The 15,161-nt window shown below is 40.0% G+C and carries 12 protein-coding genes, 1 tRNA gene and 1 rRNA gene; 10 read left to right on the top strand and 4 right to left on the bottom strand.

The features are described 5' to 3' along the window. Window positions 1-17 precede the first annotated feature (17 nt). From U3A58_RS15650 to lpxB, 3 genes are all read left to right on the top strand, one after another. The gene (locus U3A58_RS15650; protein ID WP_323824927.1) at window positions 18-968 is read left to right on the top strand and encodes a DUF1735 domain-containing protein; all 951 of its coding nucleotides are present in this window, start codon (window positions 18-20) and stop codon (window positions 966-968) included. Between the two features lie 128 nt (window positions 969-1,096). After that, the gene (locus U3A58_RS15655) at window positions 1,097-1,516 is read left to right on the top strand and encodes a 6-pyruvoyl trahydropterin synthase family protein (RefSeq protein WP_323824929.1); all 420 of its coding nucleotides are present in this window, start codon (window positions 1,097-1,099) and stop codon (window positions 1,514-1,516) included. 24 nt (window positions 1,517-1,540) lie between these two features. After that, complete coding sequence (lpxB, locus tag U3A58_RS15660) at window positions 1,541-2,659, top strand: lipid-A-disaccharide synthase (RefSeq protein WP_323824931.1); 1,119 nt, start codon at window positions 1,541-1,543, stop codon at window positions 2,657-2,659. 30 nt (window positions 2,660-2,689) lie between these two features. Here lpxB and clpX read toward each other — a convergent pair whose 3' ends face one another. The 4 genes from clpX to U3A58_RS15680 all read right to left on the bottom strand — a co-directional run bounded on the left by clpX (window position 2,690) and on the right by U3A58_RS15680 (window position 6,166). Then, the gene (gene clpX, locus U3A58_RS15665) at window positions 2,690-3,916 is read right to left on the bottom strand and encodes an ATP-dependent Clp protease ATP-binding subunit ClpX (RefSeq protein WP_323824934.1); all 1,227 of its coding nucleotides are present in this window, start codon (window positions 3,914-3,916) and stop codon (window positions 2,690-2,692) included. Then, entirely contained in the window at window positions 3,916-4,590 is a 675-nt protein-coding gene (locus U3A58_RS15670; RefSeq protein ID WP_323824935.1) for a ClpP family protease, read from the bottom strand. Before U3A58_RS15670 ends, clpX begins: the two co-directional genes overlap by 1 nt. A gap of 75 nt (window positions 4,591-4,665) precedes the next feature. Continuing rightward, window positions 4,666-5,991: a trigger factor gene (locus U3A58_RS15675; RefSeq protein WP_323824937.1), complete on the bottom strand. Its 1,326-nt coding sequence runs from the start codon at window positions 5,989-5,991 to the stop codon at window positions 4,666-4,668. A gap of 93 nt (window positions 5,992-6,084) precedes the next feature. Continuing rightward, a tRNA-Leu gene (locus U3A58_RS15680) sits at window positions 6,085-6,166 on the bottom strand. Window positions 6,167-6,323: 157 nt separating this feature from the next. On the opposite strand from U3A58_RS15680, the gene U3A58_RS15685 reads away from it, so the two are divergent. The 7 genes from U3A58_RS15685 to U3A58_RS15715 all read left to right on the top strand — a co-directional run. Continuing rightward, a complete protein-coding gene (locus U3A58_RS15685; RefSeq protein ID WP_323824939.1) occupies window positions 6,324-8,534 on the top strand; it encodes a RelA/SpoT family protein in 2,211 nt (736 codons plus the stop codon). Between the two features lie 54 nt (window positions 8,535-8,588). Next, on the top strand, window positions 8,589-9,062 hold the full coding sequence (locus U3A58_RS15690; RefSeq protein WP_323824941.1) for a Fur family transcriptional regulator: 474 nt from the start codon (window positions 8,589-8,591) through the stop codon (window positions 9,060-9,062). 146 nt (window positions 9,063-9,208) lie between these two features. After that, the gene (locus U3A58_RS15695) at window positions 9,209-9,556 is read left to right on the top strand and encodes an STAS domain-containing protein (protein ID WP_323824943.1); all 348 of its coding nucleotides are present in this window, start codon (window positions 9,209-9,211) and stop codon (window positions 9,554-9,556) included. Window positions 9,557-9,704: 148 nt separating this feature from the next. Beyond that, window positions 9,705-10,976: an adenylosuccinate synthase gene (locus U3A58_RS15700; protein WP_323824945.1), complete on the top strand. Its 1,272-nt coding sequence runs from the start codon at window positions 9,705-9,707 to the stop codon at window positions 10,974-10,976. Window positions 10,977-12,692: 1,716 nt separating this feature from the next. After that, window positions 12,693-13,505: a PKD domain-containing protein gene (locus U3A58_RS15705; protein ID WP_323824947.1), complete on the top strand. Its 813-nt coding sequence runs from the start codon at window positions 12,693-12,695 to the stop codon at window positions 13,503-13,505. Continuing rightward, window positions 13,502-14,527, top strand: a complete 1,026-nt coding sequence (locus tag U3A58_RS15710) for a PorP/SprF family type IX secretion system membrane protein (protein WP_323824949.1) — start codon at window positions 13,502-13,504, stop codon at window positions 14,525-14,527. The genes U3A58_RS15705 and U3A58_RS15710 overlap by 4 nt, the downstream gene beginning before the upstream one ends. 569 nt (window positions 14,528-15,096) lie before the next feature. Continuing rightward, a 16S ribosomal RNA gene (locus U3A58_RS15715) occupies window positions 15,097-15,161 on the top strand; the annotation flags it as partial.

The following is a 15,161-nucleotide window of genomic DNA, read 5'->3' on the forward strand; positions in this document are numbered from 1 at the left end:
AATTAATAGAAATAGATATGAAAAATATATTAACTAAAATAGGGCTGTTTGCTGTTGCTATGGTGACACTTACATCTTGTTTGGATGAGGATCCGCTTTTCGATCCCGACAAAACTGAAAATGTTATAGAATTCTTCGACATTGGTCTAATAGCATCCCCTGGAAGTGTGTATCCGCTGTATGTTTCTTCGTTTACTGCGGCTGATGAAGTGGAATTGAAGGTCTTGGTTAGCTACTCAGGAGCACAGGATAATAATCAGAATATCAATGTAAAATTCAAGTTGGATCCTGAAGCACTCGCGGCTTACAATGAATCTGAAGGTACTGATTACGAAGTTCTTCCATCTAATTTATATTCTATAGATGCAATGGAAGTAACTATTCCAAGTGGTCAGAGACAAGTTGAAAAAACTATCAAATTATTTACAAATAATTTTGATTTCTCTAAAAACTATGCCATTCCTTTAACTATCACTGAATCCTCTTTCGGTACCATTTCTGGCAATTTTGAAACAGCTATTTATGCTGTGGGTGCTAAGAATAAATATGATGGAGTATATGAAGTTACTGGTGAATTTACAGATGTAACAAGACCGGCCTTTGTCGGTTTATATCCGTACAATGTTGAGTTGAGAACAATCACTTCTACCACTGTTGGTCGTTGGGATTCTGAATTCTTAGGAGGATATGGTTATGTGTTCAACACTGGTGCAGGTCTTAGTTACTTTGGTAGCTATGCTGCAGTCTTTGCTTTCGATGATGCTAATAATGTGACTGCAGTTACTAACTATTATGGTCAGCCTGCAGCTAACACCCGATATGCTGAGATTGACCCTACTGGAGTAAATAAATACACTACCTTCTCTGAAGATGGTAAAACTCTTGAAGTAAGCTATTTTATGTATCAATCTGGAACCATTCGTTTGGTGTTCAAAGAAAAATTTGTATATGTAAGAGAAAGAGGTTAATCACTTTAACCTTTCAATTTCCTAAACCCCGACGAATATTTCATCGGGGTTTATTTTTTTAGCTTGATTTGCGATGAATTCTATTTTCTGCTACTTCTGGTTAACTTTGCGACCAATTCCAATTATAGATGATTTACGTTTGTAGAAAAGAACACTTCAATGCAGCCCATAAACTTTGGAACCCGAAGTGGTCAGATGATAAAAATATAGAAGTCTTTGGCCCTTGTGCCAATGTGAACTGGCATGGTCATAATTTTGAATTGATCGTAATGGTCAAAGGATTACCTGATCCCGATACCGGATTTGTAGTGGATCTGAAAAAGCTGAGCACCATTATTCGCAATTTAGTGATAGAGCGAGTTGACCATAAAAACCTGAATGTGGATGTTGATTTTATGCAAGGCAAACTAGCTAGCTGCGAAAATCTCATTGTGGAATTTTGGAAAATTTTAGAGCCTGCTGTGAAGGAAATTACCTCCCATGGTGGCTTGCACAAGCTTACCTTGTACGAGACACCAAGGAATTTTGTAGAGTATTTTGGGGAGTAATCTTTTAATTTTGAAATTTGGAATTTGAAATCTCACGAACTCTACATCATCTCCGGCGAGCGATCAGGAGATCTACATGCATCTAATCTGGTGCGATCTCTTTTGGCAAAGGATTCAACGTTGAAGATTCGCGGAATGGGAGGGAGCTACTCCAAGGAAGCTGGTGTGGAATTGGCTGTAGATTACTCAGCGGTCGCTTTGATGGGTTTTTTGGAAGTGGTATTAGGTTTTCGAAAAGTATTAAAATACCTCAAGCTAGTTAAGAATGATATTTTATCATTTAAACCAGATGCTATCATTCTAGTTGATTATGGTGGTTTCAATATGAAAATCGCCGCTTTCGCTAAAGACAATAATATTCCTGTCCATTATTACATTCCACCGAAAGTATGGGCTTGGAATCAAAAGAGGGCGTTGAAGCTGAAAGCTTATACAGATCAGATCTATTCCATCTTGCCATTTGAGCCTGCCTTTTTTGATAGGTATGACATGGAGGTTCATTATGTGGGGAATCCACTATTGGACGAGATTTCAAAATTTTCACCTCATGAGTTTTTCTTTCAAAAGAACGAACTGAGTTATCAGCCCATTATTGCGCTCTTGCCAGGCAGTAGGGCGCAGGAGATCAACGCTATGTTGGATCGAATGGTAGAGTTGGTGAAAGAATTTCCTAATGCTCAGTTTGTAATTGCCGGTGTTGGCGATTTAGGTTTCAAAATCTATCAGCATGGAATAGATGCCGGTATACGAGTGATCTTTGATCAGACCTATGATCTGCTTTCTCATGCAATAGCTGCGGTGGTTACATCGGGAACAGCAACTTTAGAAGCGGCTTTGTTTAGAGTTCCTCAGGTAGTTGTGTATAGGACTAGCTCTATTTCATATGCTATCGCTAAGAATTTAATTCGTGTGCCTTACATTTCCCTTGTAAATCTAATTGCCGACAAAGAGGTCGTGAAGGAGCTTATTCAAAATGATTTTTCGATTCCTAATCTAAAAGCTGAGTTGCATCAGATTTTGGGAAATCAAGTTTACAGAGGTCATATGCTCCAAGGTTATGATTTGATCAAAGAGCAAGTTGGAGAGAAAAGTGCTTCAGATACTGCGGCTGGGTTGATTCTAAAAAGTCTAGGTAAAAAATAAACCCTGCCTCAGTGAAGCAGGGTTTTGATTTTATGCTACTTGAAGTCGCTTAAACTTTGACTTATCGAATTTTTCATGAGCGTATTTCGCATCGATAATCAATTCTGTGATAGAATCATCTGAAGGAATGTCATACATCGCATCTGTAATGATCGCTTCGCAAATTGATCTCAACCCTCTAGCTCCAAGATTGAACTCTACCGCTTTCTCTACGATGAAATCAATGCCACTTTCTTCGAAAGTGACTTTCACTCCTTCATAGTTAAGCAACTTGGCGTATTGCTTTACCAAAGCATTCTTTGGTTCTGTGAGGATTCTTTTCAAGACATCAGCATGCAGAGGATCCAAGTGTGTCAGTACAGGAAGTCTTCCGATCAATTCTGGAATCAAGCCAAAAGCTTTTAAATCCTGAGCAGTCACATATTGAAGTAAATTTTCACGATCTGCCACAGCATCAGCTGCTGCTTTGCTGAATCCCATGGGCTGTGTATTTAGGCGCTTACCTATATGTCTTGCTATACCATCAAATGCTCCACCACAGATAAAGAGAATATTTTCAGTATTCACAGCGATCATCTTTTGGTCTGGATGCTTCCTTCCACCTTGTGGGGGTACATTCACAATAGTACCTTCCAAGAGCTTTAACATAGCTTGCTGCACACCTTCACCACTGACATCTCTTGTGATGGAGGGATTGTCGGATTTTCTTGCAATTTTATCCAACTCATCTATATAGACGATTCCTCTTTCAGCGGCTTCTACATTGTAATCTGCTGCCTGTAGCAATCTGGTCAAAATACTTTCTACATCCTCTCCTACATAGCCAGCTTCAGTCAATACTGTCGCGTCGGCTATACAGAAAGGCACTTCAAGTGTCTTAGCCAATGTTTTGGCTAGATAAGTTTTGCCTGTTCCGGTATCACCTACCATGATGATGTTAGATTTCTCAATCATTACTTCATCATTTTCATCCTTCTGGAAAAGGCGCTTGTAGTGATTGTAAACGGCCACTGTGAGAACCTTCTTCGCATCTTCTTGACCAATTACATATTGATCCAAGTAGCCAGTTAGTTCCTTAGGTTTTTTGAGTTTGATTTTTGGTTTTGCTCCATCTGGTTTCTTGGTTTTATCTTCTTCACCAAGGATCAAATGAGCTTGATCAATGCAGAAATTACAAATGTGCGCAGAGATACCCGACACCATTAGATCCACATCTTTCTTATTTCTACCGCAAAAGGAGCAGGTAACTTGAGCCATTATTTTGGTTTTTTAACTAATACTTCATCGATAAGGCCATAAGCTTTCGCTTCAGGAGATTTAAGCCAATAATCTCTTTCGGAATCTCTCTCTATCTCTTCTGGAGTTTTACCAGTATGCTGAGCAAGAATTTCATACAATTCTTCCCGCATGGATAGTATAAGCTTCAAGGAAATCTCCATGTCTGTGGATTTTCCCTGCATACCGCCTGACGGCTGGTGAATCATCACTCTGGAATGCTTTAATGCAGATCTTTTACCCGCTGCACCGCCTGCAAGCAATACTGCTCCCATAGATGCTGCTATTCCTGTACAGATGGTCGCTACATCAGGACTGATAAATTGCATCGTGTCATAAATACCCAATCCGGCAGTCACCGATCCTCCTGGGCTATTGACATAAAGTAACACATCTTTCTTAGAATCCACTGATTCTAAGAAAAGCAATTGTGCTACGATAATATTAGCAACATGATCATCTACTCCCGTTCCCAGGAAAATGATGCGATCCATGATCAATCTGGAGAATACGTCTATTTCCCTGAAATTCTGTGGTCGCTCCTCGATTACAGATCGAGTCATGTTTTCAATATGCTGAGTGTACTGGTCAAAAGCAGTACCACTTACGCCTTGATTGTGAATGGCGTACTTACGGAATTCTTCTTTATTAATCATCTTTTGAGTTTGTTGTGGTATGCAAAAATAAAAAAAGCCCTTAAATAAGGACTTTTTTATGATGATTTAAGCGATTTACTTACCTAAAAGTTCCTTGAATTCGTCAATGCTTATCTCCTTTTCTTGCAAACTTATTTTATCCATTGCAAAAGCAAGGACTTTTTCGTTCTGAATCGAGGTAAGCATATTCATATAGTTCTGACCTTCTTCACCTTTCAGGTAATTATCGACGAACATATCCATGCTGTCTTCCATCTGGGCCCCAAGACCTGAAGCTGCGAATTGCTCACGAACCATTTGTTTAGTTTTCTCGATTACTTCCTCATGCTCAGCTTTGATTTCATTCTTGGTAGCAATCTCGTTAGAGATCAAAGACCAAGTTAATTGTCTAGCGTAGATTGGGAATTCTTTCTCAATGTCTTCTTCTGTTACTTTGCCATCATTGGCAATCATCAGCCACTCTTTCAGGAAATCTTCAGGAAGATCTACTTTAGCAGCATCAGTCAATACTTTCTTCAATTCCTCCTCAGTGAATAAGTTGGATTCTTTATCGTAATTAGCTTGAAGTGTCTCACGTACTTTAGTTATGAATTCTTCTTCAGACTTCACATCATCAGGCCCGAAGATCTTGTCGAAGAATTCCTGGTTCATTTCAGCTGTCTCAGTTCTGTTGATGTTTTTTATTGTTAAAGTTAACGCTCCGTCTATCGTATCAGACTCTTCTTCACTAAGCCCGAAAGCCTCTTCCCACTGACCTTTCTTCACATCCTTCGCATCGAATTCTACTACAGCTTCCTTGCTTAGACCGATAAATTTACCGGCAAGTTTCTTAGTGATTTTTGTCAAATCCAAAGAGACAGTTTTTTCGAAGTCACCCTCGGTAGCTTTCAAGTCTCCATAAATATGGTCACCTTCTTCACTTACTTCAGGGTTTGTACTGTTGCCATATTGAGACTTTAGGTTGTCCAGCGTTTCATTGATCAGCTTATCATCAACTTTGATCTCGTATTTTGTTGCCTTGATTTTTGGATCAAGTGTAAGATCTACAGATTCTATAAATCCGATTTTGTAGTCAAATTCGAAGTCCTTTTGAGTTTTCCAGTCGATTGTTCCGTTTTGGTCTTGTGGAAGAGGATCGCCTAGGATTTTGAAAGTTTGCTCTTTCAAATAAGTATTCAGTGACTCACTCAGGATCGCATTGATCTCCTCGACAAGTACTGATGTTCCGTACATGCTCTTCACCATAGAAATAGGAGCCTTACCAGGTCTGAATCCTTTGATGTTAGATTTTTTGGCAAAGTCCTTAAGTTTTGCGTCAACCTTAGGTTGGTAATCTGCTTCGTTTAATTTAATTTTAATTGAAGCTTGATTTGCTGAATGCTTGTCTTGTGTGATTTCCAAAGCTCAAAATTTAATAATGAAGATTAACTAAAAACCCCCAATCCCTTTCCTGTTTTTGAAGACAGTCTTAGTGATTGAGGGTTCGGTATTTAGTGCGGATAGAGGGACTCGAACCCCCATGCCTCGCGGCGCTAGATCCTAAGTCTAGTGCGTCTACCAATTTCGCCACATCCGCAATAGGTAAAATTTGAAATAGAATAATGATTCCAAATCCAATTGTGGATGCAAATGTAGGGACTAATAAATAAAATGCAATAGCTGAAGAAAAAAAATAATTAACATTTGATGCAAGATATCTTTCTACACCCATTTTTGTATTAAATTCCTCCTGTATGATTGAAGTGGATATTGAAGAAGAAAGAAAAGAAATACTCAAACGCTACCGAAGGCTGCTGAGACAAGCTAAACCAATTCTCAAAGACGGGGACGCAAAATTAATTAAAAGAGCCTTCAATGTGTCTCTGGATGCACATAGGGACATGCGTCGCAAATCTGGCGAACCATATATTTATCATCCACTGGAGGTGGCATTGGTCTGTGTGGAAGAAATCGGTTTGGGAACTACCTCGATCGTTTCTGCTTTGCTCCACGATGTCGTAGAAGATACTGATTGGGAGCTGGAGGATATCGAGCGGGAGTTTGGCTACAAGGTCATGACTATTATAGATGGTCTGACCAAAATCGCCGGAGTATTCGAATATGGAAGCTCTCAGCAAGCCGAGAATTTCCGTAAGATGCTCCTTACGCTTTCCGATGATGTGCGAGTGATTTTGATAAAACTTGCCGACAGGCTCAATAACATGCGGACTCTGGCCAGTATGCCTCGACACAAGCAACTCAAAATCGCTTCCGAGACTATGTATCTGTATGCGCCTTTGGCACACAGGCTCGGGCTGTACGCGATCAAATCAGAGTTGGAAGATCTTTATCTCAAGTACACTGATACAGCTACATACAAGGATATAGTTTTCAAAATCAATGAGTCAAAATCTTATCGGAATAAATTTATCCGCAGTTTTATCCTGCCAATAGAAGAGGAACTGGAAAGAATAGGCTTGAACTTCACGATTAAAGGAAGGCCTAAATCAGTCTTTTCTATTTACAATAAGATGAAGAAACAAGGGATTCCTTTTGAGGAAGTGTATGACCTGTTTGCCATCCGGATTATTTTAGAAAGTGATTTGGAAAATGAAAAGGCAGATTGCTGGCAGGTGTATTCCATTGTCACAGATTTTTATAGACCAAATCCGGATAGACTTAGGGACTGGATCAGTACTCCGCGTTCTAATGGCTATGAATCGCTTCACACCACCGTAATGAGTGGGACAGGCCAATGGGTGGAAGTGCAGATTCGTACTGAACGGATGGATGAGATCGCTGAGCGAGGATATGCTGCCCACTGGAAATATAAAGATAACTCAAAAGGACCTTCCGGACTTGACGATTGGATCACTCAAGTGCGAGGCTTGCTTGAGTCTAACGATGGGAATGCGATTGAATTCATGGATGATTTCAGAGGGAATCTGTTCCATGATGAAGTCTTCGTTTTTACTCCAAAGGGGGATCTAATAGTTCTGCCAATTGGTTCGACTGCATTGGATTTTGCCTTTGAAATTCACACCGAAGTAGGGGCGAAGTGCATTGGCGCTAAAGTCAATCAGCGCCTAGTGCCTATTTCTCATAAATTAAAAAATGGGGATCAAGTAGAGATTCTCACCTCCAATAAGCAAAAACCTACAGAAGACTGGTTGCATAATGTCGTCACCTCTAGGGCAAAAGCTAAGATCAAAGACGCGCTCAGGGAGGATAAAAAGTCCGCTATCCTTGAAGGAAGAGAAATAGTACAGCGTAAGATGAAGCAGATGAAAATGGAATTCAATTCTGAATCTGTTGAAAAGCTCAGGGCTTTTTTCGAACTCAAGACGGCAAATGAATTTTATTTCCGTGTAGGAATAGGGGCTATTGATCCTACATCGATTAAATCGTTCAAGGATTTTAAAGCAACGCAAAAACTTCAAAACAAATCGAGTCAGGAGAAAGTAAGAGATGAATCTACATTTACCAAAGAAATAAAAAGCCTGAAAGGTCCAGACCATGATCAACTACTGATCGGAGAAGATATGGATGTGGTAGATTACATTTTGGCAAAATGCTGTAACCCTATACCAGGTGATGATGTTTTTGGTTTTGTGACAGTAAACGAAGGGATTAAAATCCATCGAACTTCCTGCCCAAATGCATTAGAATTACTTTCTAATCATGGTAATCGGGTAATCAAAGCAAGATGGACTAGTCAGAAGGAAATAGCTTTCTTGGCTGGTTTGCGGATTCTTGGTACAGATCGAGTGGGGCTGATTAATGATGTAACCAAGGTGATTTCAAATGAACTGAAAGTGAACATGCGATCTATTACGGTGGATTCGGATGCGGGGATTTTTGAGGGGACGATTAAACTCTATGTACACAGTACAGAGCACCTTGACAAATTGATCGAAAATTTGGTTGAAGTAGATGGGATTTTAAAGGTTTCAAGGTTTGATTGATGCAATGAATCATTTCTTACTTTCATAAGTTATATTTGAAAAAACACCCAGCTAATGCCTTTGAATACTACTCACTTCGAAGAGGTAAAAAAGATATTTACAGCTTATCTTGAGACAAAGAAGCTCCGAAAAACTCCGGAGCGCTATGCTATCCTTGAAGAAATTTATAGCCGAACAGGTCATTTTGATGTGGAATCACTTTACATCAGCATGAAAAACAAGAATTACCGAGTAAGTCGAGCGACTGTTTACAATACGCTTGATCTCTTGGTAGAATGTGATTTAGTGACCAAGCATCAGTTTGGTAAAAACCTAGCTCAGTTCGAAAAATCATACGGATTTAAGCAGCATGACCACCTCATCTGCACTGATTGTAGTCAGGTACTTGAGTTTTGTGATCCTAGAATCCAAAATATTCAGAATACAGTAGGTGAAATTTTAAACTTCAAAGTCCTTCATCACTCTTTAATATTGTACGGTAATTGTACCAAAGAGAATTGTGATAACAGAAAAGTAGAAACTCCGTGATTTCGACCATGACTTAAGCGTCACACAGTGGGATGATTATCAACCCTGCGAGATTCTCCCGATCCGCCGCGGCGGGACGGGACAGGCTATCCCGTTTCCTTCGTCACGGGACAGGTTATGACCCATAAAAAACAAATTATAATCATATGAAATTGACCTATAATACAAGTAAAGATGAGCTCGCTAATTACCTTTTTATTCAGGGTGATTTGATTGGGGATGAATTGGGACCCAAATTGGTGGAGGTTGTGTCGGATGCAGTGGAAGAAGGCGTAAAAAAGTTTGTGGTTGACCTCAGTGAAGTGAGGTATATCAGTTCAAGCGGGATCGGACTTTTGATCACTATGCTTACCAAAATGAGAAATAAAGATGGAGAAGTGTACCTAACAGCCCCCTCTGATCATGTTAAGAAATTGTTGATAATCACTAAGCTGAATAATATTTTTACTGTTTTTGACTCTATTGAAGAGTTCAAAAAGGGAGCCGTGAAATAGATCTTTGTCTGGTTTTGTTCCTAGCGCTATGGCGCCGCAGCTTTTTATGTACTATAAATAATTACGCCCTTTCCCTTGGTTTTCTATGGGCTTATCGCAAATTTCACGCTTCAAAAAGTCAAGTGTAACAGATAAGACCGCACATCAAATGAAGATGGATGTACTTCTAGGTCTCCAGTGGGGAGATGAAGGAAAAGGAAAAATAGTAGACGTATTAGCGCCTGAATATGAAATTGTAGCCCGTTTCCAAGGTGGCCCAAATGCTGGGCACACTTTAGAATTTGATGGGATAAAACATGTTTTGCACCAAATTCCCTCTGGGATTTTTCGCTCACAAATACTAAATATCATAGGTAATGGGGTGGTATTAGATCCTATTGTCCTTAAGAGGGAAATCGATGGATTGGGTAAATTCTCCATCGATTACATGAAAAATCTGGTTATCTCCAAGAAAGCCACTATAATCATCCCGACTCATAAATTTCTTGATGCCGCGTTGGAGAAATCCAAAGGGGATAAGAAAATCGGCTCTACGCTTAAAGGAATAGGGCCTACTTATCAAGACAAAATTGGAAGGACCGCACTTCGTGTAGGGGATATCTTAAGTCCAGATTTCAAGGAGAAATACGAAGTACTCGTAGCCAAGCACAAAACCATACTTTCATTTTACAGTCATCCTTTGGATGAATTGCCTGGCATGGAAGAGCAATTCTTCTCTGCGGTTGAGTTTTTCAAGACTTTGAATCTCATCGACAGCGAATATGTGGTAAATGAAGCACTCAATTCTAACAAAAGAATTCTTGCTGAAGGTGCACAAGGTTCTCTATTGGATGTGGACTTCGGTAGTTATCCCTTTGTGACAAGTAGTACTACAATGACTGCAGGTGCCTGTACGGGGTTGGGAGTGGCTCCTTCTAAAATCGGTGAGGTTTTCGGTATTTTCAAAGCTTACTGCACCCGAGTCGGTAGCGGCCCTTTTCCCACTGAGCTATTCGATAAGGACGGTGAGGAAATGAGGAGAGAAGGGAATGAATTTGGAAGTACCACCGGTCGCCCAAGAAGGTGTGGTTGGTTAGACTTGCCAGCACTTCGATATTCTATCATGATCAATGGCGTTACTCAGCTATTTATGATGAAAGGAGATGTGTTGAATATCTTTAAGGAAATTAAAGTTTGTACACATTACGAACTTCCTTCAGGTGAGAAGATCGACAGATTGAGTTTTGAGATTTCTGAGCAAGAAGTTACTCCAATTTATAAAACGATGAAAGGATGGCATTGCTCCCTTGAAAATATTCATTCCTACGAGGACTTTCCTTCTGAATTAAAGGAATATGTAGAATACTTGGAAATAGAATTAAATGTCCCAATCAAATTGGTCTCTGTAGGCCCGGATCGTATCCAAACGATTCTGCGCTAACCGAAGCACAAACTGTTTGAAGCCCTTGATTTTAATCGAGGGCTTTTTTATTTCTATGCGTTTAAAGTGTATTTTGGCTTTCCCATTATAAACCTAGCCTAGAATTGAGATTTTTACTTTTAGCCATAGCATTCTTATTTGCTTCCTACTACTCTTACTCACAGGTAGGGTTTCCTTACTGTGAGACATTTGTAGATCAAGAATCAATAGGTGCTGAAACGGTTTTTGGAGGAAGTGCAAGATTGGAAGGCGGAGTGCTTCGTCTGACCGATGCGCAGAGAGAGCAAAATGGGTACGTGTATATAGATATTCCTTTTTCGCCCGCCTATGGCATTAAGGCATCATTCGAGTACTTTATGTATGGAGGAAGTGGGGCAGATGGATTGACCGTTTTTTTGTTTGATGCTGACGTGCAAAATTTCAGAACGGGTGGTTTTGGAGGGTCTTTTGGATATGCCCAGAGGAATATTCAACCTGGGATGACTGGAGGTTATTTGGGTGTTGGGTTCGATAGCTACGGTAATTATAGCAATTCTAGTGAAGGTAAAACAGGTGGCTTTTTAGGAGGAAATGGATTATTTCCAAATAGTATTTCGATTAGGAAAGGTGGATCAGGACTAAATGGTTATGAATTTGTCGGTGGAAAAATGACATTAGATCCACCAACTGGTTCGCTTGGGTTGGCATTGGATGTACAATACCAATTCCCTTTGAGTTCAGGTGGCTCTGGAACTGGGCGAATTACAGACCCCGCCATTCCAGGCTATCGGAAAGTTTTTTTGGAGCTAGAGCCAAATTCTTCAGGAGTAGGTTATCTCCTGAAATTGGAAATGGTAGTTACTACTCTTGTAAATGAACCTAGGACAATTACAATTTTCCCAGGTATTCCATTTCCCTATGCCCCTCCAAAGAACTTGAAAATTGGATTTGCTGCTTCTACTGGCGGGGAGACGAATATTCATGAGATTAGAAATCTTATCGTGGAGGTATCCAATGATGAGGGATTACAAAACCCATCGGGAGTTGATTTTTCGGATTTTGCCTCATGTGAAGGTCAGGAAAACACCTATTATATCACAGATGAGGAAGTGATACTCCCAAATGAAAACAGTGAGATTAGATGTCTGCAATTTTATGCATCACTTGATGATATAGAAGAAGAAAGTGAAGATATCTGTGCCCAAGGGAAATGTCGCGAAGAAAATAGGGTGTTAGAATTGCCTCAAGGCACTTTTAAAGCAGGGGCAAATGGAGGGGATTTTACCTTTTTTCCGAATGAAGGGTTTACAGATCAAAGTGTCTCTGTTTACTATACAATTACCGATAACTATGGAAAAAGCTCTGTAGGAAATGCGATGACATTGAAAATTCAAGAATCTCCTGAGCCGATCAGTATTTTTGAAGACGGAAATCCTGACCTGGTAGAAGAAGTGAGATTATGTGGAGGAGAGTCGGTGACTTTTAGTTCTAAAGGAGGTGAGATCTATGAGCGGTACGAATGGTATAAGGATGATGAATTGATAATAGGGGCTACCTCGGAGCAGTACTCAGCGAATACTGTAGGTGAATATTTGGTAAAAGCATATAATCGTAAAAACTGCCCAGCTATCTCCAATTCGATTTTGGTNGGAGCAGTACTCAGCGAATACTGTAGGTGAATATTTGGTAAAAGCATATAATCGTAAAAACTGCCCAGCTATCTCCAATTCGATTTTGGTGAGTTTTCCGGAATTCCCAGACTTTGCTTTCACCTCACCAGTTGTAGGTTGTACTCCAGATCAGCCTGTGGATGTGACTAAAAGTATTTCGAATTACGATCCGATTACATTTGATTATAAGCTAACTGGTGCTGGACAAAGTTATTTGGATGATGAAATGAGAGAAGTTTCTCTATCAGGAGAATTTGAGCTTCAGATCAAACACGCTGATTTGGATTGTTATTCCTCACCAGAAACACTGCAAATTATAATACTTGAGGAGGATCTATTAGCTGATTTCGCATTTGAAATTCAAGGGACGGGAGTCAAAGGCGAGGAGGATGGCGGCTTTTTTCCTGATGATGTATTTCAATTTACAGATATGTCTTCCGAAGATGCTGAAAGCTGGAATTGGGATTTCGGCGATGGATCAGTTTCTACTGAGAAAAACCCAACGCATGTTTATGGTAAAAAAGGTGACTTTGATGTGACGCTTACTATTACCAATGAGTGGGGGTGTGAAGTCTCTATAGTAAAGAGAGTTTCAATTTTGCGAAGTTATAGAGTAATGTTCCCGACAGGCTTTACTCCTTTAAGTAATACAAATCAATTTTTCCTTCCAAAATATAAGGGGTTAGTTTCAGCCGAACTATTAATCTTTAATATTTGGGGAGATTTGATCTTTCAAACAGATGATTTGAAAACAATGGGTTGGGATGGGGAATTAGATGGGAAATTATTGGACGCTGGTTTTTACGTATATCGATATAACGGGGTAGCCACAGATGGAGAAAAGGTTACTAAGGCAGGTAAATTTAAGTTAATCAGATGATGACGAGGTTTTACCTAATTTTTGGCATCCTATTTCTCTTGGCTACTAGGGCTGTCAGTCAAGATGTGCAATATTCTCAGTTTTATGCCAATCCTTTCTATCTGAATCCAGCCTTGGCAGGAAGTACTGGGCTTACACGACTGGGAGTTAATTTCCGAAACCAGTGGCCAGCCTTGGATCAGAGTTTCATCGCCTATACGGCTTATGCAGACCATTTTTCTGAAAAGTATAATTCTGGATTTGGGATAATTATATCTGGAGCACGAGAGTCCTTCAACCAAAGCAAGACAGATGAAATAGGGGTAGTGTATAGTTATAGACTCCGCCTAGGGGAGAAACGATTTCTGCATGTTGGAGCTCAGGGAAGTTTTTTATCCAGAGATGTGCTTTTTGACCAAGTTATTTTGGGGACTCAGTTAGATATAGACAAGGGAGTGGTAGTTGGAGAGCCGGGCGATGGCTTTTCGGGAGACAGTCGTTTGCGAGCAGCTGATTTGAATACTGGCCTCCTATATTATGAAGAAAAATTTTGGTTGGGTGTTTCTGCTTTCCATTTGCTTGAACCTCAGATAAGTTATTTGGAAGATAATTCAAATAGACTCCCTATTAAATATACCATACAAGGTGGGGTAAGGTTTAATCTTGCTCCAGGGAATATCAATGATTATTTCAATAATACAGATCAGGAGAGGTCTCTTGCCCTTGCATTTAATTACAAATCACAGGGTGTTTTTGACCAGCTAGACATTGGGGCAGAGTTTTATTTCGAGCCGTTGATTCTTGGATTTTGGTATCGTGGTCTTCCGACCAAGTATAATTTGCCAAATAATGAATCCTTAATTGGACTAATCGGAATCGAGTTGGACTCAGGATTAGATTTTGGATATAGCTTTGATTATTCTATCTCAAAACTAGGACAACGTGTGTCAGGTGGTGCTCATGAGCTTTCTGTTAGGTATGTTTTTTCTTCCAAAGACCCAAGCAAAAAGCATTACCCACCGCTTCCTACCTTCAGATACTAAATCGATTTTCATTGGTTCAGAAAAATGTATTAGCAAGTTGAGTTATCAGGGCATTATTTGTTTTGTAAAACTTTCCTCTTTCTCTATCAGTGCCTTACGCCAAAAGCAGACAAAATCTCATAAATTCTCTTGCCGCTAAAATAAAAAGGCAGATATTTGCACTCCCAAACGACGGAAACGGAGAGAGGGGACGGGGGGAAAGTATTGAAAGGATTAATTTTGGTGTGGGGTTTTGAAAGTCAGCGATGATGCTTTACCTTTGCGCACCGATCGGAGAGGTCGGTTAAAGTGGGAGTGTTTAAGCTTCCAGAAACTTTAGAAATTAATTTGCGGAGGTTATTGCGGGTTTAAAAATATCGCTTACCTTTGCACTCCCTTCAGCAAGGAAGGGGGAGAAACGGAACGGAAAGCGAAGGTTTTCAGTGTCTGACCAGAACCACAAATGAGTGGTACTAAGTTCTTTGAAGTGATGTAAGGCAAAAAAAATAGTAACCTGAGAACAGACAGGGAGATGTTTATGGGATTTGCTTCGTGCGGTCTCATGGACAGTGTATAAATAATGATAATTTACAATGGAGAGTTTGATCCTGGCTCAGGATGAACGCTAGCGGCAGGCCTAATACATGCAAGTCGT

The organism is Algoriphagus persicinus (assembly GCF_035156415.1).
Lineage (GTDB): Bacteria > Bacteroidota > Bacteroidia > Cytophagales > Cyclobacteriaceae > Algoriphagus > Algoriphagus persicinus.

Bases quoted from the DNA above. Each gene is read 5' to 3' on its own strand.
- U3A58_RS15695 (WP_323824943.1), top strand. From the start codon at position 9,209: ATGAAATTGACCTATAATACAAGTAAAGATGAGCTCGCTAATTACCTT.
- U3A58_RS15655 (WP_323824929.1), top strand. From the start codon at position 1,097: ATGATTTACGTTTGTAGAAAAGAACACTTCAATGCAGCCCATAAACTT.
- U3A58_RS15685 (WP_323824939.1), top strand. From the start codon at position 6,324: ATGATTGAAGTGGATATTGAAGAAGAAAGAAAAGAAATACTCAAACGC.
- U3A58_RS15700 (WP_323824945.1), top strand. From the start codon at position 9,705: ATGAAGATGGATGTACTTCTAGGTCTCCAGTGGGGAGATGAAGGAAAA.
- U3A58_RS15710 (WP_323824949.1), top strand. From the start codon at position 13,502: ATGATGACGAGGTTTTACCTAATTTTTGGCATCCTATTTCTCTTGGCT.
- U3A58_RS15690 (WP_323824941.1), top strand. From the start codon at position 8,589: ATGCCTTTGAATACTACTCACTTCGAAGAGGTAAAAAAGATATTTACA.
- U3A58_RS15670 (WP_323824935.1), bottom strand. From the start codon at position 4,590: ATGATTAATAAAGAAGAATTCCGTAAGTACGCCATTCACAATCAAGGC.
- U3A58_RS15650 (WP_323824927.1), top strand. From the start codon at position 18: ATGAAAAATATATTAACTAAAATAGGGCTGTTTGCTGTTGCTATGGTG.
- clpX (WP_323824934.1), bottom strand. From the start codon at position 3,916: ATGGCTCAAGTTACCTGCTCCTTTTGCGGTAGAAATAAGAAAGATGTG.